Consider the following 22,341-nt stretch of genomic DNA (forward strand, 5'->3'; position numbering starts at 1 on the left):
ATATTCACTCAATTTCTGCTAAAGCGTCTCCAGGCTTAACCTTGGTACCCTTATTAGCAATTATTTTTACCAATTTTCCACTTTGATTTGATTTAACTTCAACTCTAACCTTTGATACCATTATCAAGCATATAATTTCTCCTTCTTTTACACTTTCACCTTCTTTTTTATACCAGTCTGCAACAATACCATAACCAAATTTATTAAAATCCCATGAATTAGGTACTTGTATTATCATCGCTACCACCACATAAAAAATAATTTCTAAAATATTAAATTTATTTACCTAACATGTTATGAACAGTCTCTATTATTTTCTTAGCTGAAGGCTGCACAAACTGTTCAAGAGGTCTACTATATGGTATAGGTACATCAGGTACCGCTATTCTTCTATATGATTTTACATATGTTAAAGATTCTTCTGCTACTGATGCTATAACTTCCCCAGTTAGACCAAAGCTCATGTAATCTTCATCAACAACCAATAAATTCTTCGTATCCTTAACGCTTTCTATTATAGTTTTCCTATCTAAGGGTTTAATCGTTCTAAGATCTATAACTTCTGCTTCTATTCCATCTTTAGATAAGCTATTTGCAGCCTCTAATGCTCTATGAACAGTTAAAGCGGCGGAAACAATAGTTATGTCTTTACCTTTCCTAACAATCTTAGCTTTACCTATTGGGACTTCATATTCTTCTTCAGGTACTTCTGCTATTGAAGTTTCTGGATAAGGCATCCATGGTAATCCCATTAAACCTTTATGAAACATATAAACCACAGGATTTTCATCTCTTATTGAACTTATCATAAGCCCCTTTGCATCAAAAGAATTTGATGGAACAACTACTTTAAATCCTGGAACATGAGCAAACAAAGCATATAAGACTTGCGAATGTTGAGCAGCATCATTATATCCTCCTCCAATAGCTGTCTGAAGGACTAATGGAACGTTAATATTTCCTCCACTCATGTAATGATCTTTAGCTATATGATTAAACATTTGATCAAATGCTACACCAAGAAAATCAACGAACATTAATTCAACAATTGGCCTTAGTCCACTCATTGCAGCACCTAAAGCTCCTCCAATAAAAGCTGCCTCAGATATTGGAGTATCAATAACTCTTTCTGGACCAAATTTATCATATAAACCATATGTTGCACCAAATATCCCTCCATAAACACCAACATCTTCACCCATTACAATAACTCTTTTATCTCTTTCCATTTCTTGAGAAATTGCTTCAGAAATAGCCAAATACATGGGTAACCTTCTGTTCCCTTTAACCTCAGGCTCCTTAATTTCTGGGGTGTATGCATAGACATCTTCCAAAGCTTCTTCAGGTTTAGGATATGGGCTTTCCAAAGCAAACTTTATTGCCTCGTCTACCTCTTTTTGAGCTTCACTTCTAATAGTCCCATCTAAATCTTCATCAAGCCATTTTCTTTTCATTAAATCTTCTCTCATTCTATTTATAGGATCTTTCTGTTTTAGCTTTTCTACCTCATCTTTAGGTCTATATACTTCAGGATCTCCTTCAAAATGGCCATAAAGCCTATAAGTCTCTATTTCTATTAGAGTTGGCCCTTTACCTGATCTAGCTCTCTCTACGGCCTCTTTTGATGCTTCAAACATTGCAAACACATCATTATCAGGTATAAATACTCCGGGAATTCCATATGATACAGCTCTATCAGCATTCCTAGATATAGCTGTTGATTTAGACTTAGGAACACTTATTGCATATTTATTATCTTCAATTACAAATATAACAGGGAGCTTCCAAAGGGCTGCTAAATTCAAAGATTCATGAAAAGTTCCTTGATTTGCTGCACCATCACCACCATAAGCAACTGCAACGTTATCTTTATTTAAATATTTAAAAGCTAATCCAGCACCAACTGCTTGAGGAAATGCTGCTCCAACAATGCCGCTGCAGCCAAAGCTAGCATTTTTATCAAACAAATGCATATGACCTCCTTTGCCTTTACCCAAACCTGTTTCCTTGCCGAAAATCTCTGCTGCCATTTTTTTCAAATCTACACCCTTTGCAATGGCTATGTGATGTGGTCTATGAGTAGCTGCTACAAAATCATCATTTTTTAAATGTATTGCCAAACCAACAGCTGCGGGCTCTTGCCCTGCTGCTAAATGCATTTCTCCTGGTATTGGACCGGCTGCAATATTAAATAATGGTTGTTTATCCTCATAATAATATTTTCTTATAGTATCTTCAAAATATCTGATTTTAATCATATCCTTATACATCTTCAAAGCTACATCTCTATTTAGCTCTACCATTTGCTCACCTCTTTATATGTATACAATCTAATATTAATAAATGCTTATAATTAAAAATACATTATTTATTAAATATGCTTAATACTTATAAACTCGTTTATTTATTAAATGAAAAGGTGGAAAACTTGAGTGAATTACCTCCATTACCTCCTGCAAAGATTTTAAGTAAAAGTTCTGAAGGTATGATAGTCTTTATTTCTAATCCTGAATTCAGCATTAAGGTAGGGGAAAGAAATGATAAAGATAGAGGTTTTCCAACACCTCTTGAAGTTTTTGTATCAAGCCTAGCTGCATGTGAAACAATCACATTTAAAGCCATAGCAAAAAACATGTTAAATGTTATTCCCGAAGTATCAACAGAAATAGACGGAAATTTTGAATGGGGAAAAGGTTTACGTTCTGTAAACATATTAATGAAAGTCAAGGGCTTAAAAGAAGAAGATGCTAACATAATTTTTGAAATGACAAAGAATACATGCCCTGTTTATGTTACAGTAAAAAACTCTGGAGCAGAAATTAAAGAAAAGCTAATCGTTGAGTGAATAAAAATGGAAAAAAATAACAGCCTACCTATTAAAGAAATAATAGAATTTGATCCAATAAGGCAAACTATAGCAGAAAGAATGATGAGTAGCCTACAAAACTCAGCACAATTAACTCTTATGAGAGAAGCAAAGGTAAATGGTTTGGTTAAATTTAGAGAAAGCCTTCAAGACAGCGAATATAAACCAACATATACAGAAATTTTGGTAAAAATTGTTGCAAAATTATTAACAAATGAAGAAAACAAACTACTAAATTCTTTTATTGAAGATAACAAAATTAAGGTAGTTTCAACTGTAAATCTAGGCGTTGCAGTAGCTACCAATTATGGATTGGTGGTTCCAGTTATAAAAAATGCAAATAATAAGGATTTAGTTCAAATAGTAAAAGAATTAAGAGAACTGAGCAATAAAGCAAAGAACATGCAGCTTACATTAGAAGATATAGAAGGAGGAACCTTTACTTTAACAAATTTGGGCATGTTTGGAATAGATTCATTTACTCCTATAATTAATCCTCCTCAAACTGGTATTTTGGGGGTAGGAAGAATATATAAAAGACCAGAATTTGATGAAAACAATAATGTTATACCTTCTTATTTAACATGGCTGAGCCTAACCTTTGATCATAGAGTTCTAGATGGAGCAAGTGCTGCGATATTTTTGAAAGAACTATCTGAAATATTAGATGATGATAAAAAAATTCAAGCTATTGTCTAATCGTGACATTTTTAGCTTATTAGTCAAATGATTAGGAATAAAAGACAAACAAGTTCTTTTTGAAAAAGTTAAGGTATCTATTAAATATTGAAAATTTATAATTTATATTTAAATTTATAAATTTAATTTAGAAATAATTATTTTAATAGCATGTAAATTGATTGATGCAATGAACAGTAAAAATTATCCTAATTTGGATAGAAGTCTTTATCAATACAACTTTAAAAATTTTCAAGGATTATTATTCTATGGGGATAAAATGAAGATAAACATATTATTTGGGGGTATTTATTCTCAGATGGCTAAATTTGATAAGGCTACCATAGAGATAGATACAAATTACATAGATATGGAGAAATTAATCTATATAATAAAAGAAAATTTCAAAATTGATATAAAAAATGACATAGAAAAGGGACAGGCATTAATTTTAGTTAATGGAAGAAATATAAAATATATAGATAAAATTAAATTAAATGAAGGAGATTTTATATCATTATTGCCCCCAGTAAAAGGAGGTAAATCATAATTTTTGATTTCATATGTATTTTTAATTTTAAAATCATAATATTTAAATGGGAATATAAATGAAATATGAAACTATAGGTAGCGAGTTTCAATATCTTTTAGTAGACTTGCAACCCGGTGAAGAAATATATGTTGACGGTAGCCACGTAATATATAAAGATAAGAGTGTTACACTAAATGCTAAAATGGTTGGTGGATTTTTATCAGCATTAAAAAGAGAAATAACCGGAACAACATTTTTCTTATTAGAAGCTATAGGTCCTGGTAAAATCGCATTATCTTCACCTCTAGCAGGTAAAGTCGTTAAAATAGATCTAGGAAACAGAGGAATACTTGTAGAACATACATCATTCTTAGCAAGCGAAAATACTGTTAAATATGAATCAAAGCTTGGAAGCCTAACAGCAGGATTATTTGGAGGAGAAGGTATATTTTTAGCTAAATTAGAAGGAAAGGGATCAGTATTTCTCCATGCTGTTGGGCAAGTAAATGAATTATATTTAAACAATCAAGAGTTACAGGTTGAAGCAGCACATCTATTAGCATTTGAAGAAGGATTAAATTATGGAATAACTAGAGTTGGAAATCTAAAAACTATGCTCTTCGGTGATGAAGGTCTATTTTTCGTAAACCTAAGCGGAACTGGAAAAGTTTGGGTTAAGAGCTCATCAAGAAGGGATGTTGCGTTATCTATATACAAGTATTTACCGAGAAGACAATAAATTATTTTTAAGAAATAAAAAAGAGTTGAATAAATTTTAAAATGAAATGATTTTATTAAATTTTAATATTTCCTTTCAACGGGCTTCCAAGTATTTATTGTAACAGGACAATATAATATTGAGACATCATCATTCCCATTTCTTATAACTAATGTATGTTTAAGCCAATTGTTATCATCTCTCTTCGGGAAATCTGTTCTGAAATGAGCACCCCTACTTTCTTCTCTATTAATTGCTGATTTAGACACTATCAGCGCATTATCTAATAAGTTCATTGTTTCAATTGCAGCAACTAAGTCAGTATTATAAATATAACCCTTATCTTCAATGTATGCATTATTAATAAACCTCTTCCTTAATTCTAATATCTTTGATAGACCTTCTTTCATACCTTTACCATCTCTAAAAACATAGAAATCTTTAGACATCGTTTCTTGCAATTCATGTTTTATTCCATATGAAGGTTCCCCTCTTTCCCTCTTTAACAACCCCCATACCCAGTCCTCTTCTTGTTTTGTCCTCTTAGGATCTGGACCATCTGGGAAATCTGAATTTAATGCATATTGAGCAGCAAGCTCCCCTGTTATTCTACCGCTTGTTAAACATTCTGCAGTACTATTGCTTCCCAATCTATTTGCACCATGTATTGATGCTGCACTTGCCTCTCCAGCTGTAAATAGACCTCTAATCCAATTTCCATGCTCATCTAAAACCCTATAATATGGATCTGCATTAATACCACCCATATGATAATGTGCAGAAGGAAATACAGGAATTGGTTGTTCAACAGGATCAATACCATCATATCTTATAGCTATTTCTCTTATAGATGGTAATTTATCATTTATTTTTTCTTCACCTAAATGAGTTAAATCCAATAATAAATATGGCATTCCAGAGGCTTCATCTATAAAAGCTCTCCCTTCTAAATACTCCTTTACCATACATCTGCTAACAACATCCCTTGGTGCTAGTTCTTTCATTTTTGGAGCACAATCATTTCTTAACATAAACCTTTCTCCTTTATTGTTTAATAAAACACCTCCTTCCCCTCTAGCACCTTCTGTAATCAAGATACCTTGAGGGACAATTCCTGTTGGATGGAATTGAACGAATTCAGGATCCTTTACAGGCACACCTGCTCTAAAAGACATAGCTAAGCCATCTCCAGTTGCAGTATGAGAATATGTAGTAAAGGCGTAAAGCCTTCCTACTCCTCCTGTTGCAATTATTGCTGCTTTGCTCTTAAATAAATACAATTTACCATCTTTCATGTTTATCGCATATAACCCTTTATAAACTCCATCTTCAACAACAAAGTTTGTTGCAAACCATTCATCATATCTTTCCCATTTATCATATTGCAACAATTTATTATATAAAGTTCTCATCTCATTATGACCTACTTTATCTGTAGACATAGTTGCTCTTGGATACGAGTGTCCTCCAAATGGTCTTTGAGCAATTCTACCATCTTCTCTTCTACTCCAAGGCATACCCCAATGATCTAATAAAAGAATTTCTTCCGGCATAAGTTTAACAAAGGTCCATACTGCATCTTGATCTGCTAAGAAATCACTACCCTTTATTGTATCCCATGCATGTAATGCTAAGCTATCCCCTTCTTCAGGATATAAAACGGCTGCAGTTCCTCCTTCTGCAGCTATGCTATGACTTCTCATTAAATGCACTTTACTAATAATACCCACATCTAATTTATCCCCATATTTTCTCTTTATTTCTGCAGCAGCCCTTAATCCTGCTATCCCACTTCCTATAATTAATATATCATGTTTAATTAATTCTGCTGGCATTAAGAATCACATCCATTATATAATTAAAGAAAAAAAGTTATAAAAATTTAGTTTAAAAAATTAATATTTGCTAAATCATTATATAATGATAATTTATTTTATAAAATAATTATAATAAAAAACTTTTATTTTTTTATTTTATAAAATTATTATATAATTTTTTTATTAAGTTTATAAGGTAGTAATATCAACTTATAGTATAGCGTGAAAATTATGCAAGTACAATATATTGATTTAAACCAAATCCAAACATTGCTAAAGGTAATTAATGTTGAATACCAATCGTATTTGCCAAAATGGGCCATGATATATATAGCAGCAACTGGTACCATTGCAAGCCTACTAGCAGCAGTTGAACTAGCTATATTTGTATCTCCAATGAACTCAACAAATAAATATAATGTTGATGATCTAAAGAAAAAATTAAGTTATTATCCATTAGTATCTATAATATTACCTTCCTATAAAGAAGGTGATTTATTAAAAAGGGCTTTAAAATCTATTAATGAACAAACATATCCTCATAATAAAATAGAAGTTATTTTAGCAGTGGAAAAGGATGATAATACGATAGATAAGGCATTAGATATCGTTGGTTTATCAAACTGTAAAGAAAATTGTTGTAGTTCGTCTATGGGAGATATAAAAACTAAGATCGTATATGGTAAAGGAAATGGTAAGCCTTCAGCATTAAATGAAGCACTAAAATGTGTTGAAGGTGAAATAATTGGGGTTTTAGATGCCGATGATATATTAACAAAAAATGCTATTATAACAGCAGTTTCATATTTGGTTAATCAAGATATAGATGCTATTCAATTGCCAAGAGAAGTGATTCTAGACAAAGAATCAAAAAAGACCTTTAAAGGGGCTCATATAAGAGCACAAGAGGCTGAGATGTTCCTTTATACCAAATTACTAGCTCCAGTAATGGAAAAATTATCTGGAATTTCATGGGTTATGGGCTCAGGATACTTCGTCAAAAAAGATGTTTTAAATAAACTAGGCGGTTGGGAAGAAAAAGCAGCAACAGAAGATCTTGACTTAAGTATAAGGATGATAGCATCAGGATATAAAATAAAAGTTATCTCAGAAAGTCCAGTTTATACAGAACCTGTAAGAAATTACTCTCAACTAATAACACAAAAAGAAAGATGGGTAAGAGGAATGTTATTATTAGTTCCTAAAGTACTTAGACATCCAAGAAAAAGCTGGCCATTATTATCTATTTATTTGATGCCTATAGCAGAATATGCAACAATTTTATGGCCTATTATGGCACCATATGCATTAAAATATGCAATCATAGCCTTCTTCATAGAATTTTTAATTGGATTTGCCTCATATTATACAATATATAAGAGAGTTGGAAAAACGATAAGACCTTTGCCAATAATTCTTGCAATATATGGAATAACATCGTGGATTGCCTTAGCAAAATTAGTTATTGGTAGAGCTCATGAATGGAAAGGTACTAGATTGACAAAAGGAATAAAAGTAAGTAAGAAATAATTACAAATTAAAAACATTTTATGTTGATACACTTATAATTTTCTAGGGAGTTCATTGGAAGATATAAATAAATTGACAATAATAAGCTTCATAAGAACCTTTTCCATTTCAATAATAAACCCATATATTGGTTTAGCGCTTAATCAAAACTATAAATTACCAATTTATCTTGTTGGATTATATTATTTAGGATATACATTAGCAACTGCATTAGGATACATATTTGGGGGTTATCTTGCAGATTTTATTGGAAGAAGAAATGCAATGATTATATCTACAATTATGGCATCTATATTTTTAGCTTTATCTTTGTTTAATTTATCACTTTTTGTGGCATTTATGTTCTTCTTTAATAATGCATATGGTTCAGCTAATACAACAGCTGTTGGTGACACGTCTGACAATCTTAAAGGCCTTGTGAAATCTTTCAGCAGGGTAAGAATAGGAGCAAATGCAGGTTGGGCTATTGGACCTGCTATTGGTGGTTTTTTATATGAAAAATACGGCTTTAATAAAATTATTTTATTAGCAAGCATATTCTCTATAATAGCTGTTCCATTTCTTATTAAAATACCTAATATTAAAGGATCTAGGAAAATATTAATCAAACCATCTAAGAAATTCAGCAAATTTTTAATTCCATCAACATTAACTTCAATAATTATGGGCCAGCTAGGACTACCTTTTGTACTGTATGTATCAAAAATTTTTTCCATATCAACTGCAGGATATATGTTTACCATAAATGGATTAATGGTAGTTTTCTTTCAAGATTTTTTCGGAAGAAAATTTGCAAAATTTAACTATAAATATTCTTTAGCCTTAGGTATGTTCATTTACTCCATTTCATATCTTAATTTAATATTTATTAACAAAATTATTGAATTGGCCTTAGATATTGTTTTATTAACAATAGCAGAAATGATAGTATCTCCAATAAATAACGCTGTAGCAAATGCAATGGTTGAAAGCGGTGATAGAGGAAAATATATGGGTTTATTTGGATTAACTGTTGGTATAGGTAGAACTTTAGGTCAGTCTTTAAGCACAGAGTTATCTTTTTCAAAAAACATAGAGTGGGGCAATGTTTCTTTTATGGCTTTATTATCATCTATCCTTTACCTAGTATTAATTGAAATATAAACCATACAATATGAACGGAAAATTATATTAATAAATGTATTATATAACAATTTATTATAAAATTGCAAATTCTATCATATAATAATAAGATGAAAGTCGAACTATTAATACGAAAAGTATTAACATGGAATATTTGGGAATTACAAATTGAAGGCTATCACTAATAATCCTGATCTCTATAAAGATTTGGATTTAAAGAAATCTAAAAGTAATAAGAGATGGTAGAGCAAATTTGAAGGTAACTCTCTTAAAAATAATATACAACTAGAAAGTATAATGGTAATTGATATTAACATAAATAATATTGTTTTAGGAAAAGATGATATCAAATTATGATAAAATTGCAATTAGATTAGATGATATTCATCATTATAAGTCCTTAATTTATGAATTGCAGAAAAATATGAAAGAGATGGAAAGATAAAAATTCATAAGATAAAAAATAAAAAAGCTAAAAATATAATGCAGAATTTTGCTAGAAAAATAGGTATGCAAGGTGCTAATGAAGCTAAAAAAACAAGGTACTACTGTTATCATATCTGAGGAATTAAAAGAGATTATAAAAGGAGATGTAACTCCTAACCAATTAGAGGAATCCTTGCCTTTTAGGATGAAAAGAAAGCATGAAATCTCTCTAACCAAATTAGGGACTTAGGATTAACTTAACTCTGGGGGATAAGGATGCCAAGAATTGATAACGACTATTATGTTATTGATATTTCGCAAATATTTGAGTTAACAAATGAAGAAATAAAAAAAATTATTAATTGGATTTTAGATAAAAATTCATATTTTGTAGTACAACCATCAATTGTTGTTGTTGATAAGGTAAAGAAAATTAGATATGCTTTAGGCATTGGTTCAATAGTTGTTGATTCAGAACCACCAATAAATTATTTGAAAATATTTGGATCCGAATGGATTGATGCATGTAAAATTCAGGACAAAAGAATAAAAGAAGTTATCTATGCTAACGATTATTTTGAACCAATAAAAGGATTATTAATTAGCCTTGAAACAAAAAGTCCATTTCTTGTTTTAAATGGCATTGTGTCGGAATTAAATATTAATAAAAACCAAAACAAAGGAATACCTTTACTTATTATTAAAGATGAGAATAGTTCATATACAGTCGTGTCAATGGATAAAGATCATTTTTATATAAATGTTAATGAATCAAATTATGGAAAGATAGTATATTACATAGCTGAGCTTTTTTCTCATTGTGAGAATCCATATTAATAAGGACTAGAAGTAATAACAGGTATTGGTCTTTCAAGGTTTACTTCATTTGTTAGGATTTTAGTAATCAACCTTTGGGTTGTTATGGAAATATCATTCAATTTTTTTGTATCTTTTAAATCTACAAATTTTACATCTTCAGCATCACTCCCTGCTTTAGGTGTTTTTCCGTTATCCTTCATTAAAACTGTTATTAACACATAATGGAATAAAACTTTGTTTTCTTGTTTTGTAATAATTTCATCAACATTAACAACTCCTAATGGCTCGGTATCTATATTTGTTTCCTCAAGGAATTCTCTTTTCGCAGCATCCATCAATTTTTCACCTAATTCTACATGACCTCCAGGAATTGCCCACTTCCCCCTTTCAGGGTCATTTAGTCTTTTAATCAGCAATATTTTATTATCCCTTATTAACAATGTGCCAACTCCTACCAAAGGATTATTTGGATATGTTCTTCCCATTTTAAATCCCTATTTAGATTAAAACAATAAAAATTTAAAGCTATTAAAGAAAACCTCTTTAAAAATATATGAATTACATAAATGATGTATAGATGCAAAATCATTAAAAACCAGAAGATGTGGTGGGCCCGAGGGGACTTGAACCCCCGACCTACGGGTCTGGAGCATCGACCCAGTATTAAACTGGTCCGCCGCTCTAACCTAGCTGAGCTACGGGCCCTTCTATTTTAAATTTAAATAAGCAGAGTTTAAAATATGTTATGTATTTTTAAAATTATTTTATATATTTTTTAAAATACTCTCTAATTTCTCTTTTATTATTTCAGAAACAATCTTTCCATCGATTTTGCCTCTTAGTTTATCCATAGCCCTTCCCATTAAAATGCTCATAGCTTTTTCTTTTTTTGATACTATTATATCCTTATTAGATTCAATTATCTCGTCTATAATTTTTATAGCCTCCTCAACACTAATCTTTTTAATTCCCATTTCATTAACGATATCTTCAATAGTTTTATCTTGTTGCTTAACCGCTCTGTCAATTATATCTTCAATTCCCTCTTTTGCAATTTTTCCTTCAGCCAATAACCTTATAATACTTTCTATTTTATTTTCATCTAATAAATCAACATCGATACCTTTTGACTTAAGACCTTTAAGTATACTTACAAACAAAGAAGCTATAAATGTTGGCTGCACTTTATTCCCATATTTATTTATTAATTCTTCTATAAAACCTAAATTTATATCATTAATAACCTTTTCTGCTAATTCATTGCTAAAATTATATTTCTCCATAAACGTCTTTAATTTCTTTTCAACAGGTTCTGGCTTTAATTTTTCAGCTTCATTTATTATATAAGAATTTATATACAATGGTTTTATATCAGTTTCAGGATACATTCTTTCTTTTCCAGGTCTAGGTCTTAAGTATTTAGTTGTACCATCTTCATTAGCTCCCCTTGTTTCTTCAGGTACTCCATCAAATGCCTGCTTAATTCTTTCTAATATGACACTTATTGCCTTCTTGCTTTTTTCTTCTTCATCAGCAATTATTATAAACGCATCATCTTTGTTTGCATTGAGTATTTCATATATCTTTTCAACTTCCTCATTAGTTATTCCATAATTTGGTAATTCATCGCTATGGAAAAGACCCTCTATCCCTGCATAAAACCTTGCATAATCTGCTAATTCTGTCCCAAACCTTCTATTGGGAGTCAATTGAAATCCTATCAAACCTTTCATGTTTTTCAGCTTAATTCCAAATACTTTACCTCCTGCATTTAATTTATTCTTTATTATTTTACTTTTTGTATTAGAAAATATTTCTGTTAAGTCCACAATGTTTACATTATTAAAATCTTCTTTATTTAAGTTCCTTTTAATTAATTCATCCTTCAAATTTAGTAGATTTAGTTGGCGTAAGGCCTCATACTTAATAATTTTTTCTATTAAATCTAATTTTTGAACTCCCTTTATCTCTGTTTTTGCTCCACCTTTAATACTTACATTTAAGTCTTGTCTAATAGTTCCTAGACCCCTTTTCACCTTACCAGTTAATCTTAAAAGCCTTCCGATAGCCAATGCAACCTCTCTAGCCTCTTGAGGATCATGTATATCAGGAGAAGTTGATATTTCTATTAATGGTATACCTAACCTATCTAATCTATACGTTATTTCCTTACCTGATTCAGATATTTTTCTTGCCGCATCCTCTTCAACAGCTATAGTTTCAATCCCATATTCTTTGCCATGAATCCCAATAGATCCATTCATTGCAACAATTGCAGTTCTTTGAAATCCTGATGTATTACTCCCATCAATAACAATTTTTCTCATAGTATGTACTTCTCCAACTATATCAGAGTTTAATGCCAAAGCTAAAGAAGTAGCAATTATTACTGCTTCTGTATTAATTTCATGTGGTGGTTCTTCATCTGTCTCAACTAAACAATAATGATTATGAGGTGCCTCATATTTATAAATTCTTCCCTTTCTCCATTCAAATAAAGCAGCTATATCAACTTCTCCTGTTTCACTTCTTGTGGGCCTCAATTTTCTTTTAAATTCATCTCCAGTTTCATCAATTAAATTTGTTGGACAATTACAAAAGAGCTTTTTTTCTGTGTTTAACTGCTGATGAATTTCTAAGCCAACCTTAAGTCCAATTTTCTCATAGTCTATATCAAGTTCATCCATGATACCACCTTGGATATAATCTTAATTCATGCCTTAGGTTAATTTCGCCTGCTAAGTTAGTTAACATGTAATTTTTAATTTCATTCATGTTTCTTGTTCTAGATAAAACCCATGAAAGCTTTACATATGCCGTTTCAGGTAGCATATCTTCTCCTGGAATAACTCCTGCTTGAAGCATTTTTCTTCCAGTACTATATACGTTTAAATTGACCCTACCAAACAACGTTTGACTAGTTATAACAACTGGTATTTCTGATTCATAAGCTCTCTCCAACGAATCAATAAGTCTATTAGATATATGACCAAAACCAGTCCCCTCTATAACGATCCCATGATACTTATTATCGACTAAAAAATCTATTATATCATTGCTCATACCTGGATAGTATTTTATCAATGCTACTCTATCGTCAAATCCGAATTCTGGGTTAATATCTTTTTTTTCTTTATATGATTTATTTATAATTTCTAATTTCCCTTCAAATGGATAAATTTTAGCTAATGGAATATCATTTATCGATTGAAATGCGTCTCTCCTACTTGTATGCATTTTCCTAACTTTCGTTGCTCTATGAGCCAATGCATAAGAGTCTGACGTTTCACCGTGCATTACGACGCAAACTTCACCGAAAGGGGCTTTAGATGCCACAATTGCTGATGATATAATATTGAATGCAGAGTCGCTGCTAGGTCTATCACTACTTCTTTGGGAACCTGTAAATACAATGGGACCTTTCAATCCTTTATTAAAAACGAAGGCAACAGCTGAAGCGGTGTATGCCATGGTATCAGTTCCATGAGCTATTATCAAACCATCATAATCATTAAATTTTTTAAAAATATTATATGTTATTAAATCCCAATATTTAGGGTTCATATCTTCGCTAAATATTGATAATATTTCTTCTGCCTCAATATTGGTATAATTTAATACTTCTGGTACCGCAGCTACCAATTCATTAGGGTCCAAATATGGTTTTACAGCTCCTGTTTCATAATCCACCCTACTAGCTATCGTCCCTCCAGTTCCTAAAACCAAAATCCTTTTATTTTCAGGAGGTGTTATTTCTTTTTCAACTAGTTTAACTGGTTCACCAGCATGAGTCGTTAATTGGCCTTTTTTTAATAATTGTATTTCGCTTTTTTCATTAATTTTTACTCCAATGTTATAACCATTATCTAACTTAAGAACTATTATATCTTCTTTGGAAAATTCATTTTTTGGCATTAGAGTTCCATTAAATTGTTTATTTCCATTTTTTATAGATATATAATCTCCAGGAGCCGCATTTATTTCCTTGAGTTTATCAGCTATCATTCCATAATAACCAAAGTAAAACTCGTTTATTTTCAATTCAAGCACCGGGATGTAATAAAATTTAGCTTGAAGGTTTAGATGCTTTTTCTATTCTTTTTGTAAACTCTTTCCTATTTTTTACCCTAGGAGATAAATTTTTCTTTCCTTTAGGTTCAATCTTCGGAGTAGCCTTTCTTACTTTACCTGCTTTAGTCATTGATCCATGTGTAGGCATTTTTTCACCCAGTTTATTGTAACTTAAAAAATTTAAAAGCTTTAGGGATATATTTTATATTATGCCATCTAAATATCGTTTATGTAGCAAAAATTCTAAAAAATTTTTTATTATAAAAAGAAAATTGCGGGATTAGTCTAATAATTTTGTTGTAGGTTATGAATTTATTAGGATGAACCAATAAAAATAATAGTGAAGAAAATAGGGGTATGAAAGTTTGAAGATCTATATAGTTGATACAATCAATGGTAGCTATGGATTAAATGAAAAAGGTGAAATTGTTGCATATGAGTTCCTACCAAAAAATTATGATGAGGCTATTGAACAAATAATAAAAATTTACAAAGGTGATGTATCTCAAACATTTATAAAATTATTGGATAAAATTATTGAGAAAAAACCAGAAGAGATCGTTGTAGAATCAGAAAGTGAGGCTAAATACATTAACCAGAAGGGAATAAAAGCAATTGTAGAAGAGTCAAATCCTATAGCTATTAACTTTAGACATGAAATAGGAAAAAAAGCTGTTAATTATGAGTTCTCTAAGGATGAGCCGGAATTTTATAATTGGTATTTCAATATAGTATATGAATTTACGAGAAGAATGCTAAGAGGCGCAGCACAAAAACGTGATCTATTGGTCGCTCAAGCAATTAGAGCTATCGATGATTTAGATAAGAGTGTTAACTTATATGCAACGAGGCTTAGAGAATGGTACAGCGTCCATTTTCCTGAGTTAAATGATTTGATTGAAGACCATGAACTATATTCAATGTTAGTAAGTGAATTAGGCCCTAGGAGTAATTTTACAGTGGAAAACATAATGAATCTAGGATTAAGCGAAAGTAAAAGCAAAAAAATAGAAGAGGCTGCAAAGAAAAGTATAGGTGCTGATGTTTCAGATAAGGATCTAGAGGCTATGCTAACTCTTGCTAAAATAACAAATCAAATGTACAATTTGAGAAAGGACTTGGATCAATACGCTACTAGCGTTATGAAGGAAGTGGCTCCTAACATAACGGAACTTGTTGGTCCTTTATTGGGGGCTAGACTAATAAGTATAGCAGGAGGACTTGAAAGATTAGCTACAATGCCAGCAAGCACTATACAAGTTTTAGGTGCAGAAAAGGCCCTTTTCAGAGCATTAAAAACAGGAGGCAGACCTCCAAAACATGGGATTATATTCCAATATCCTGAAATATACAAAAGTCCTAAATGGCAGAGAGGAAAAATTGCAAGGGCACTAGCAGCAAAACTAGCTATAGCTGCTAAGGTAGATGCATTTAGTGGAAGATTCATAGGGGATAAATTAAAAGAAGAACTAGAAAAAAGGATAGAAGAAATCAAAAAAATATATGCTTCACCAAAGAAAAAAGAAACTCAGAAACAAAGCTTTCAGAGACCCCAAGGAAGAGGGAAACCCTCAAAGTATAAACATGGTAGAAATAGGAGGTAATGAATAATGGAAATTAGAGAACATGAGAATTGGAAGAATGTATATATAATAGAGCAAGAGGATGGAACGTACAAGCTTGCAACAAAAAACCTTGTTAAGGGTCAAAGGGTTTATGGAGAAAAACTCTATCAATATAATGACGTAGAATACAGAGAATGGAATGCATATAGAAGCAAGTTAGCTGCTGCTTTGTTAAAAGGACTTGAGGAACTACCAATTAAAGAAAAAGATAGAATTTTGTATTTAGGAATTGCTAGTGGTACAACAGCTAGCCATATTAGTGATATAATAGGAAATGAAGGTTTAATTTTTGGAATAGAATTTTCTCCAAGAGTTATTAGAGATTTACTTTTAATAGTTAATGATAGAAAGAATATATTTCCTATCCTTGCCGATGCGAGGTTCCCAGAAAATTATCGCCATATGATAGAAACAGTAAATGGGTTATATGCTGATGTAGCTCAACCAGAACAGGCTCAAATTGTATCAAGAAATGCAAAATTTTTCCTCAAAGATGGAGGATATCTTTTACTAGCAATAAAAGCAAGGAGCATTGATGTTACAAAAGAACCTAATGAAATATATAAAATGGAAACAGAGGAATTGGTTAGAAATGGATTCGAAATAAAGGATATAATTCATTTAGATCCATTCGATAAGGATCATGCAATGATCTATGGTATTTACCATAGGGTGTAAATTAATTTTGGAATCAAATGATAAATCCATTAAATCCTTACAAAAAAAGATTTTAGATAAGATAAATGAAACCCAAAAATTATGGCCTAAAGAAACATTAAATTTAATTGAAGTATATAATGGAAAAACATCTGTATTATTAGAGAGCAATGAATATCATGAATTTGATAAAGAGGAAATTAAAACAGTTCTTGAAATTGTACCCCAATATTTTTGGAAATTTATTAAATTACCCATCTTATTAAGATATAATAAAGATTCAGAAGGTAGATCATGGTATAATGTTTTAGGAGATACATGGCAAAAAAGATTTGTAGAAATTCTTATAACCGGACAGTATAGCTTCGATGGAATTGAAGAATTAGACGTTGAGATGTTCCTAAAAATTCTTAAAAAATTTAAAAGTTTAATATTTGTTTCAGTGTTTTAACAGTTATTTGCGATTTAATTCCACATAATTTTTTTAATAAATCTTATATATTCTTAATTCCAAATACATAAGAGGTGAAAATAATGAATTATTCAGAACAGGTTTACTTAGATTCCTTAAAAGCTTTAGAAATATTAAAAGATGTTATTCATATTACACCTTTAGATTATAGCAGAACATTTTCAGAAATGACAAAAGGTAAAATATTTTTAAAACTTGAGAATCTACAAAAAACAGGCTCGTTTAAAATAAGGGGTGCATATTATAAAATATGGTCATTAGGTGATGAAAAATTTAAGGGTGTTGTTGCAGCAAGCGCCGGAAATCATGCTCAAGGAGTTGCATTGGCTGCAACCTTACAAAGAACAAAATCTACAATAGTAATGCCAGAAACGGCGCCAATAGCTAAGATAAATGCAACTAAGGGTTATGGAGCAGAAGTAGTTTTACATGGTAAGACATTTGATGATGCTATGTCTAAAGCAATAGAATTAAGTAAAGAGAAAGGATTTAACTTAATTCATGCCTATGATGATCTAAAAATTATTGCAGGCCAGGGAACAATCGCCCATGAAATCCTTCAACAATCTCCAGTTATTCCTGATATAGTTGTTATACCAATTGGAGGTGGTGGACTAATATCAGGAAATGCTATAGTATTAAAGAAAAAATTAGGTAATAAAGTTAAAATAATTGGTGTAGAACCAAGTTATATTGCTAAATATTCCAGAGGGATTAAAGAAGGAAAACCAGTTAATTTAAAAGAGGCCCCTCCTGGTTTAATGGATGGACTTATAGTTAAAGGTTCAGGAAATTATACATTTGAATTCATTAAAGAATATGTTGACGATATAGTAAAGGTTAATGACTCTGAAGTAGCAAGAGCTATGTTTATGCTTCTAGAAAGAGGTAAAACACTTGCCGAAGGAGCTGGCGCTGCTTCCCTAGCAGCTATTTTAGAGAATAAAATAGATGTAGAAAACAAAAATGTTGTTGCATTAATAAGTGGAGGAAATGTAGATATGACTAGAATTTCTAATATATTAAATTATGAATTGGCCAAAAGTGGTAGAATAATAAAATTAACCGGTATTATACCTGATATGCCAGGTTGGCTTGATAAGGTATTGGAAAAATTTGCCCTTGCAAAGCTTAATGTAATCGATATAAGACATGATAGAATGACACCATTAATTGATCCAGGAACGGCTTTGGTAGAAGTTATAGTTGAAACCCCTGATCCAAGCGTTATTGATGAAGTAATAAATGAGTTAAATTCTATTGGACTTAAGTTTTCTAAAGCCCTGCCTTAAGTTTAATAATTTTTAATTATTTCCCAATATTTTTTATCATTATATATAGCATCTTGTTCTTCTTTTATCTTTTCTAGTAACCCCTTACCCCTTTTAGAAACAAATTCCGATATTTCTTTAATATCAATATCTCCATAAATATATGGCTTTGATATCAAACCAACTCTACCTATGCTTGCCTTAGATAATAACCAAAGACCAACGATGATTTCATTGGAATAATTTACGATCTCATTATAATCTATTTTTCCAGATTTTGACCAATAAAGTTCTCTTACAAAGCTAACAGCTAATGCCCTTCTTATCTTATCTCTATATTCTTCAAATAAATTCTCTTTAATTTTTATAATTTGGCTTTTAAATTCATTTAATTCTATATTAGAAAAACCATATCTAATTGATGCTTTAATGAACGAATTATTAATAACTGGCTGCAAATCTTTATGCAAAATTGAAATTGATGAAGCATAAGAGCTGTGCAATATACTCATCATAAATGATTCTTTTGGATCATTTATATCTATTTTCTTATTTTCAATTATTTCAATTATTTCTTCAGAAGTTATTGGATCTGTACCTACTGGCTCTTTATTCACAATTAACCATGGCACACTCCATATGAAATTGTTTTCTAAAGGTGCAAGAGTATTATGAAGTTTTATGTTATCTAAGTACCCCTTTTCATAAAGACTCATAATAATTTCATGACTTGTTGCACAGGTTGGATGAAAATAAAGTTCGATTTCTGTATTCACTTTATAGCACCAAAAATTATAATTATAGAAAAAATAAAAACCTTACTTCTTATTTTTAACTTTTATTATATAATTATCAAATGCCTTCCTGAAATCATCTATACCAATAATTGGTGTACCATCATCTTTTGCTATACTTTGTTTAGCAGGCGGTATCGTTGCATATAATGGATTTAGCTTTGAAATTGTGTCTGTATATGTTTCTACATAAGGATTAACATAGAATATTCCAACTGGTATTTTATCTCCCCATTCCTGAGACTTTATATAAGCCTTTGATAATTTTTCTTCTATTTCTTCTTTTGTTCCTTCTTTAACAATGGGATCCCAACTTTTATCAGCTTCTAATTTATATAACTTATCTTTATAAGTATCTGGGGTATACAAATTATTATATGTTGGACATGGCTGTAATATATCTAATAATGCCGCCCCCTTGTGTTTTATAGCTGCCTTCATTAATTCCTTTAGATCATCGATCCATAATGCGTATCCTCTTGCAACAAAAGTAAATCCACTTGCGAGAGCAATTGATATTGGATTAACCCAATCTTGCATATTTGGAATTGGCATCGCCTTAACTTTTTCTCCTTTTCTTAATGTAGGAGAAGCCTGGCCTTTAGTTAAACCGTATACTTGATTATCATGAAGGAATACCTTTATATCTAAATTCCTTCTCCCAAATGCAACAAAATGACCTGCACCTATACCTAAGAGATCTCCGTCTCCAGCATTTACAATAACTGTTAATTCTGGATTTGCAATTTTAATTCCTTCAGCAAATGGTATGCCTCTTCCATGGAGTCCATGAACTCCATTAGCATTTAAAAAGTGTGAAGTTTTTCCACTGCATCCAATTCCACTTACATCAACTACTTTTTCAGGTGGTAACTCAAGCTCTGCTAAAGCCTTCTGTAATGCTAGCAATATACCGAAGTTACCACATGCTGGGCACCAATCTACCCAGAGATCAGTTTTATATTTTGCTTCACTCGCCATAAACCAACACCTCCTTATCTGATTTATTATCTAAAATATTCCTTATGGCCTTTACCAATTCCATCCTATAAATTGGACGCCCTGTATATTTCAAAATAAATTTATTTATAATGTATCCTGTATTCGTGGTTATTGCTTGAGCTGCCTGACCCAATATATTGTGCTCTACGTCTATAATTTTATTATTATCAAATTTATCTAAAATACCCTTTACATATTTAGATGGGAATGGAATAAACATCTTCAAATGTAAATAAGCTCCATTAAGTCCGTGAGCTCTTAGTTCATCTAAAGCATCTAAAGCAACCCCTTTTACAAATCCCCAACCAATCAATAAGAAATCAGCATTTTCATCTCCATATAATACAGCTCTCTTTTCTGGGGGTATCTCTTTATCTGCAATTTCAAGTTTTTTCATTCTTTTTTCATACATAGCTTTTCTATTCTCAGGATCTTCACTTATATGGCCATATTCGTTATGTTCATCTCCAGTATGCCACATAACTACTCCGCTACCTAATGCTGGTCTCTCATTTATCACTTCTGATAAATCAAATCTCTTATAAGCACCTTTTGTTTTTGGATTGAATGTAAGTTTACCTCTATCCAACTTTATTTGGTTTAAATCTGGTAATGGGGTTGTTGATATAACGTTTGCTAAGAACTTATCCAAAAGGTGAATAACTGGTAATTGATATTTCTCAGCATAATTAAATGCTTCTATTGAGTCATAGAATGCCTCCATATTATCGCCACTTGCTAACACTATCCTTGGAAATTCTCCATGGCTTGAATATAATGAGAAAAGCAAATCGCTTTGACTACCCCTTGTAGGTAATCCGGTACTAGGTCCACCCCTTTGATAATACGTTATAACTAATGGAACCTCATTATGGCCAGCCCAACCTAATCCTTCAACCATTAAACTATATCCAGGTCCGCTTGTTGCAGTAGCGCTCCTAACCCCTGCTAGACCAGCTCCAATGGCAGACGTTATAGCTGCTATTTCATCTTCAGTTTGAAATACTGCAATAGAAGATATGGGTTTTCCATTAACATTTATTGCCTGATGCGCCTCCAAAAATACTGACTCATCAGCTGCTGGAGTTATTGGATAATAAGATTGGTATCTTACTCCTCCAACAATTTTACCCATACCAACTATATCATTACCACTAGCAACTATGAATTCATCCATATTTATTAAAGAATGATCTAGCTTAAGTGGAGATCCATATTGTTTTTGTATCATTTCTTTTACTGTTTCAGCAATATAATTGTTTGCTTCTATAATTTTTTGTTTACCCTTAAACCTTTGTTCTATCCCTGTTGATATGGATTCAGAATCAATATCTGCTAAGCCTGCAACTGCACCAATTAAAATACTACTTTTATATTTTTGGGCCTCAACAGAATTAATTGAATACTTATCTCTTAATGAATTTAATATATTCCTATAATCTAATTTTATTGGTACAACCTTTGAATTATTTTCAATATGGCCTATAAGGCTTTTAATATCCTGATTTATGTTGTTTTTCTTAAAATATTGAGAAATCCTATCATAAACCTCTTTTTCCATGCTAATAACTTGTTGCATTTTTGTGTTTTCTACTCCTGAGTCATATATAATGAAGCCATCCTCGCTAAGATCATTAAAATGAGTAAAAATTGTTTCGGCATCCATGCCGCCAACTATATCAACAGGATATGTTAGGCTTCTAGGTATTTTAATTGAAGAGACTGTCGCATGTATATAGCTATGCCTGCCTATAATGTTTGAATAATATTCTCTATCAGATAAAACTGCATAGCCTTCTGAAGTAAAGGCACTTGTTAATACGCTAGAGCTTGTCTCAAGCCCCGCTCCTTGGGGGCCACCTAATATAAAATATATTTCTTTCCTTGGCATATTAATCGCCTTCTCAATAGAAAAAAAGTTTTAGGTGCTATTAAATCTAA

Annotated in this window: 22 protein-coding genes and 1 tRNA gene; 12 read left to right on the forward strand and 11 right to left on the reverse strand. The window is 31.3% G+C overall.

Annotated features, from left to right (window positions below):
• Positions 1–4 precede the first annotated feature (4 nt).
• Positions 5–238, reverse strand: coding sequence for a lipoyl domain-containing protein (locus tag CALAG_RS01485; protein WP_015231982.1), 234 nt, complete (start codon positions 236–238; stop codon positions 5–7).
• 40 nt (positions 239–278) lie between these two features.
• Complete coding sequence (locus CALAG_RS01490; RefSeq protein ID WP_015231983.1) at positions 279–2,303, reverse strand: alpha-ketoacid dehydrogenase subunit alpha/beta; 2,025 nt, start codon at positions 2,301–2,303, stop codon at positions 279–281.
• A gap of 125 nt (positions 2,304–2,428) precedes the next feature.
• On the opposite strand from CALAG_RS01490, the gene CALAG_RS01495 reads away from it, so the two are divergent.
• From CALAG_RS01495 to CALAG_RS01510, 4 genes are all read left to right on the forward strand, one after another.
• On the forward strand, positions 2,429–2,845 hold the full coding sequence (locus CALAG_RS01495; RefSeq protein WP_048816666.1) for an OsmC family protein: 417 nt from the start codon (positions 2,429–2,431) through the stop codon (positions 2,843–2,845).
• Positions 2,846–2,851: 6 nt separating this feature from the next.
• On the forward strand, positions 2,852–3,565 hold the full coding sequence (locus CALAG_RS01500; RefSeq protein WP_015231985.1) for a dihydrolipoamide acetyltransferase family protein: 714 nt from the start codon (positions 2,852–2,854) through the stop codon (positions 3,563–3,565).
• A 259-nt stretch (positions 3,566–3,824) separates the two neighbouring features.
• Positions 3,825–4,094: a MoaD/ThiS family protein gene (locus tag CALAG_RS01505; protein WP_048816667.1), complete on the forward strand. Its 270-nt coding sequence runs from the start codon at positions 3,825–3,827 to the stop codon at positions 4,092–4,094.
• Positions 4,095–4,152: 58 nt separating this feature from the next.
• Positions 4,153–4,815, forward strand: a complete 663-nt coding sequence (locus CALAG_RS01510) for a TIGR00266 family protein (protein ID WP_015231987.1) — start codon at positions 4,153–4,155, stop codon at positions 4,813–4,815.
• Positions 4,816–4,877: 62 nt separating this feature from the next.
• On the opposite strand, the gene CALAG_RS01515 is transcribed toward CALAG_RS01510, so the two are convergent.
• A complete protein-coding gene (locus tag CALAG_RS01515; protein WP_015231988.1) occupies positions 4,878–6,629 on the reverse strand; it encodes a succinate dehydrogenase/fumarate reductase flavoprotein subunit in 1,752 nt (583 codons plus the stop codon).
• Between the two features lie 213 nt (positions 6,630–6,842).
• Here CALAG_RS01515 and CALAG_RS01520 point away from each other — a divergent pair, with 213 nt between their 5' ends.
• From CALAG_RS01520 to CALAG_RS01530, 4 genes are all read left to right on the forward strand, one after another.
• On the forward strand, positions 6,843–8,141 hold the full coding sequence (locus CALAG_RS01520) for a glycosyltransferase family 2 protein (protein ID WP_048816668.1): 1,299 nt from the start codon (positions 6,843–6,845) through the stop codon (positions 8,139–8,141).
• A 54-nt stretch (positions 8,142–8,195) separates the two neighbouring features.
• On the forward strand, positions 8,196–9,284 hold the full coding sequence (locus CALAG_RS01525; RefSeq protein WP_015231990.1) for an MFS transporter: 1,089 nt from the start codon (positions 8,196–8,198) through the stop codon (positions 9,282–9,284).
• Between the two features lie 502 nt (positions 9,285–9,786).
• The gene (locus CALAG_RS07900; protein WP_157463147.1) at positions 9,787–9,939 is read left to right on the forward strand and encodes a hypothetical protein; all 153 of its coding nucleotides are present in this window, start codon (positions 9,787–9,789) and stop codon (positions 9,937–9,939) included.
• Between the two features lie 26 nt (positions 9,940–9,965).
• A complete protein-coding gene (locus CALAG_RS01530) occupies positions 9,966–10,526 on the forward strand; it encodes a hypothetical protein (protein WP_015231991.1) in 561 nt (186 codons plus the stop codon).
• On the opposite strand, the gene CALAG_RS01535 is transcribed toward CALAG_RS01530, so the two are convergent.
• The 5 genes from CALAG_RS01535 to CALAG_RS01555 all read right to left on the reverse strand — a co-directional run bounded on the left by CALAG_RS01535 (position 10,523) and on the right by CALAG_RS01555 (position 14,727).
• Complete coding sequence (locus CALAG_RS01535) at positions 10,523–10,993, reverse strand: NUDIX hydrolase (protein ID WP_015231992.1); 471 nt, start codon at positions 10,991–10,993, stop codon at positions 10,523–10,525. The genes CALAG_RS01530 and CALAG_RS01535 overlap by 4 nt on opposite strands.
• A gap of 120 nt (positions 10,994–11,113) precedes the next feature.
• Positions 11,114–11,213 (reverse strand) — tRNA-Trp (locus tag CALAG_RS01540).
• Between the two features lie 59 nt (positions 11,214–11,272).
• A complete protein-coding gene (gatE, locus tag CALAG_RS01545) occupies positions 11,273–13,195 on the reverse strand; it encodes a Glu-tRNA(Gln) amidotransferase subunit GatE (protein ID WP_015231993.1) in 1,923 nt (640 codons plus the stop codon).
• Entirely contained in the window at positions 13,188–14,558 is a 1,371-nt protein-coding gene (gatD, locus tag CALAG_RS01550; RefSeq protein WP_015231994.1) for a Glu-tRNA(Gln) amidotransferase subunit GatD, read from the reverse strand. The genes gatE and gatD overlap by 8 nt, the downstream gene beginning before the upstream one ends.
• Positions 14,559–14,574: 16 nt before the next feature.
• On the reverse strand, positions 14,575–14,727 hold the full coding sequence (locus tag CALAG_RS01555) for a 30S ribosomal protein S30e (RefSeq protein ID WP_015231995.1): 153 nt from the start codon (positions 14,725–14,727) through the stop codon (positions 14,575–14,577).
• A 217-nt stretch (positions 14,728–14,944) separates the two neighbouring features.
• Between CALAG_RS01555 and CALAG_RS01560 the strand changes: the two genes are divergently transcribed.
• From CALAG_RS01560 to ilvA, 4 genes are all read left to right on the forward strand, one after another.
• Entirely contained in the window at positions 14,945–16,183 is a 1,239-nt protein-coding gene (locus tag CALAG_RS01560; RefSeq protein WP_015231996.1) for an rRNA biogenesis protein, read from the forward strand.
• A gap of 6 nt (positions 16,184–16,189) precedes the next feature.
• The gene (locus CALAG_RS01565; protein ID WP_015231997.1) at positions 16,190–16,882 is read left to right on the forward strand and encodes a fibrillarin-like rRNA/tRNA 2'-O-methyltransferase; all 693 of its coding nucleotides are present in this window, start codon (positions 16,190–16,192) and stop codon (positions 16,880–16,882) included.
• A 7-nt stretch (positions 16,883–16,889) separates the two neighbouring features.
• Entirely contained in the window at positions 16,890–17,312 is a 423-nt protein-coding gene (locus tag CALAG_RS01570) for a DUF61 family protein (protein ID WP_048816669.1), read from the forward strand.
• 83 nt (positions 17,313–17,395) lie between these two features.
• A complete protein-coding gene (gene ilvA / locus CALAG_RS01575; RefSeq protein WP_015231999.1) occupies positions 17,396–18,625 on the forward strand; it encodes a threonine ammonia-lyase in 1,230 nt (409 codons plus the stop codon).
• A gap of 2 nt (positions 18,626–18,627) precedes the next feature.
• Here ilvA and CALAG_RS01580 read toward each other — a convergent pair whose 3' ends face one another.
• From CALAG_RS01580 to CALAG_RS01590, 3 genes are read right to left on the reverse strand one after another with little or no spacing between them, the layout of a single operon-like run.
• A complete protein-coding gene (locus CALAG_RS01580) occupies positions 18,628–19,380 on the reverse strand; it encodes a thioredoxin/glutaredoxin (protein WP_015232000.1) in 753 nt (250 codons plus the stop codon).
• A gap of 42 nt (positions 19,381–19,422) precedes the next feature.
• Complete coding sequence (locus tag CALAG_RS01585; protein WP_015232001.1) at positions 19,423–20,379, reverse strand: 2-oxoacid:ferredoxin oxidoreductase subunit beta; 957 nt, start codon at positions 20,377–20,379, stop codon at positions 19,423–19,425.
• Positions 20,369–22,291: a 2-oxoacid:ferredoxin oxidoreductase subunit alpha gene (locus CALAG_RS01590; RefSeq protein ID WP_015232002.1), complete on the reverse strand. Its 1,923-nt coding sequence runs from the start codon at positions 22,289–22,291 to the stop codon at positions 20,369–20,371. The genes CALAG_RS01585 and CALAG_RS01590 overlap by 11 nt, the downstream gene beginning before the upstream one ends.
• Positions 22,292–22,341: the final 50 nt, after the last annotated feature.

It is taken from the genome of Caldisphaera lagunensis DSM 15908, from assembly GCF_000317795.1.
Lineage (GTDB): Archaea > Thermoproteota > Thermoprotei_A > Sulfolobales > Acidilobaceae > Caldisphaera > Caldisphaera lagunensis.

Coding starts and splice junctions, on each gene's coding strand:
- CALAG_RS01485 (WP_015231982.1), bottom strand. CDS start 238: ATGATAATACAAGTACCTAATTCATGGGATTTTAATAAATTTGGTTAT.
- CALAG_RS01490 (WP_015231983.1), bottom strand. CDS start 2,303: ATGGTAGAGCTAAATAGAGATGTAGCTTTGAAGATGTATAAGGATATG.
- CALAG_RS01500 (WP_015231985.1), top strand. CDS start 2,852: ATGGAAAAAAATAACAGCCTACCTATTAAAGAAATAATAGAATTTGAT.
- CALAG_RS01505 (WP_048816667.1), top strand. CDS start 3,825: ATGAAGATAAACATATTATTTGGGGGTATTTATTCTCAGATGGCTAAA.
- CALAG_RS01510 (WP_015231987.1), top strand. CDS start 4,153: ATGAAATATGAAACTATAGGTAGCGAGTTTCAATATCTTTTAGTAGAC.
- CALAG_RS01515 (WP_015231988.1), bottom strand. CDS start 6,629: ATGCCAGCAGAATTAATTAAACATGATATATTAATTATAGGAAGTGGG.
- CALAG_RS01520 (WP_048816668.1), top strand. CDS start 6,843: ATGCAAGTACAATATATTGATTTAAACCAAATCCAAACATTGCTAAAG.
- CALAG_RS07900 (WP_157463147.1), top strand. CDS start 9,787: ATGAAGCTAAAAAAACAAGGTACTACTGTTATCATATCTGAGGAATTA.
- CALAG_RS01530 (WP_015231991.1), top strand. CDS start 9,966: ATGCCAAGAATTGATAACGACTATTATGTTATTGATATTTCGCAAATA.
- CALAG_RS01535 (WP_015231992.1), bottom strand. CDS start 10,993: ATGGGAAGAACATATCCAAATAATCCTTTGGTAGGAGTTGGCACATTG.
- gatE (WP_015231993.1), bottom strand. CDS start 13,195: ATGGATGAACTTGATATAGACTATGAGAAAATTGGACTTAAGGTTGGC.
- CALAG_RS01555 (WP_015231995.1), bottom strand. CDS start 14,727: ATGCCTACACATGGATCAATGACTAAAGCAGGTAAAGTAAGAAAGGCT.
- CALAG_RS01565 (WP_015231997.1), top strand. CDS start 16,190: ATGGAAATTAGAGAACATGAGAATTGGAAGAATGTATATATAATAGAG.
- ilvA (WP_015231999.1), top strand. CDS start 17,396: ATGAATTATTCAGAACAGGTTTACTTAGATTCCTTAAAAGCTTTAGAA.
- CALAG_RS01585 (WP_015232001.1), bottom strand. CDS start 20,379: ATGGCGAGTGAAGCAAAATATAAAACTGATCTCTGGGTAGATTGGTGC.
- CALAG_RS01590 (WP_015232002.1), bottom strand. CDS start 22,291: ATGCCAAGGAAAGAAATATATTTTATATTAGGTGGCCCCCAAGGAGCG.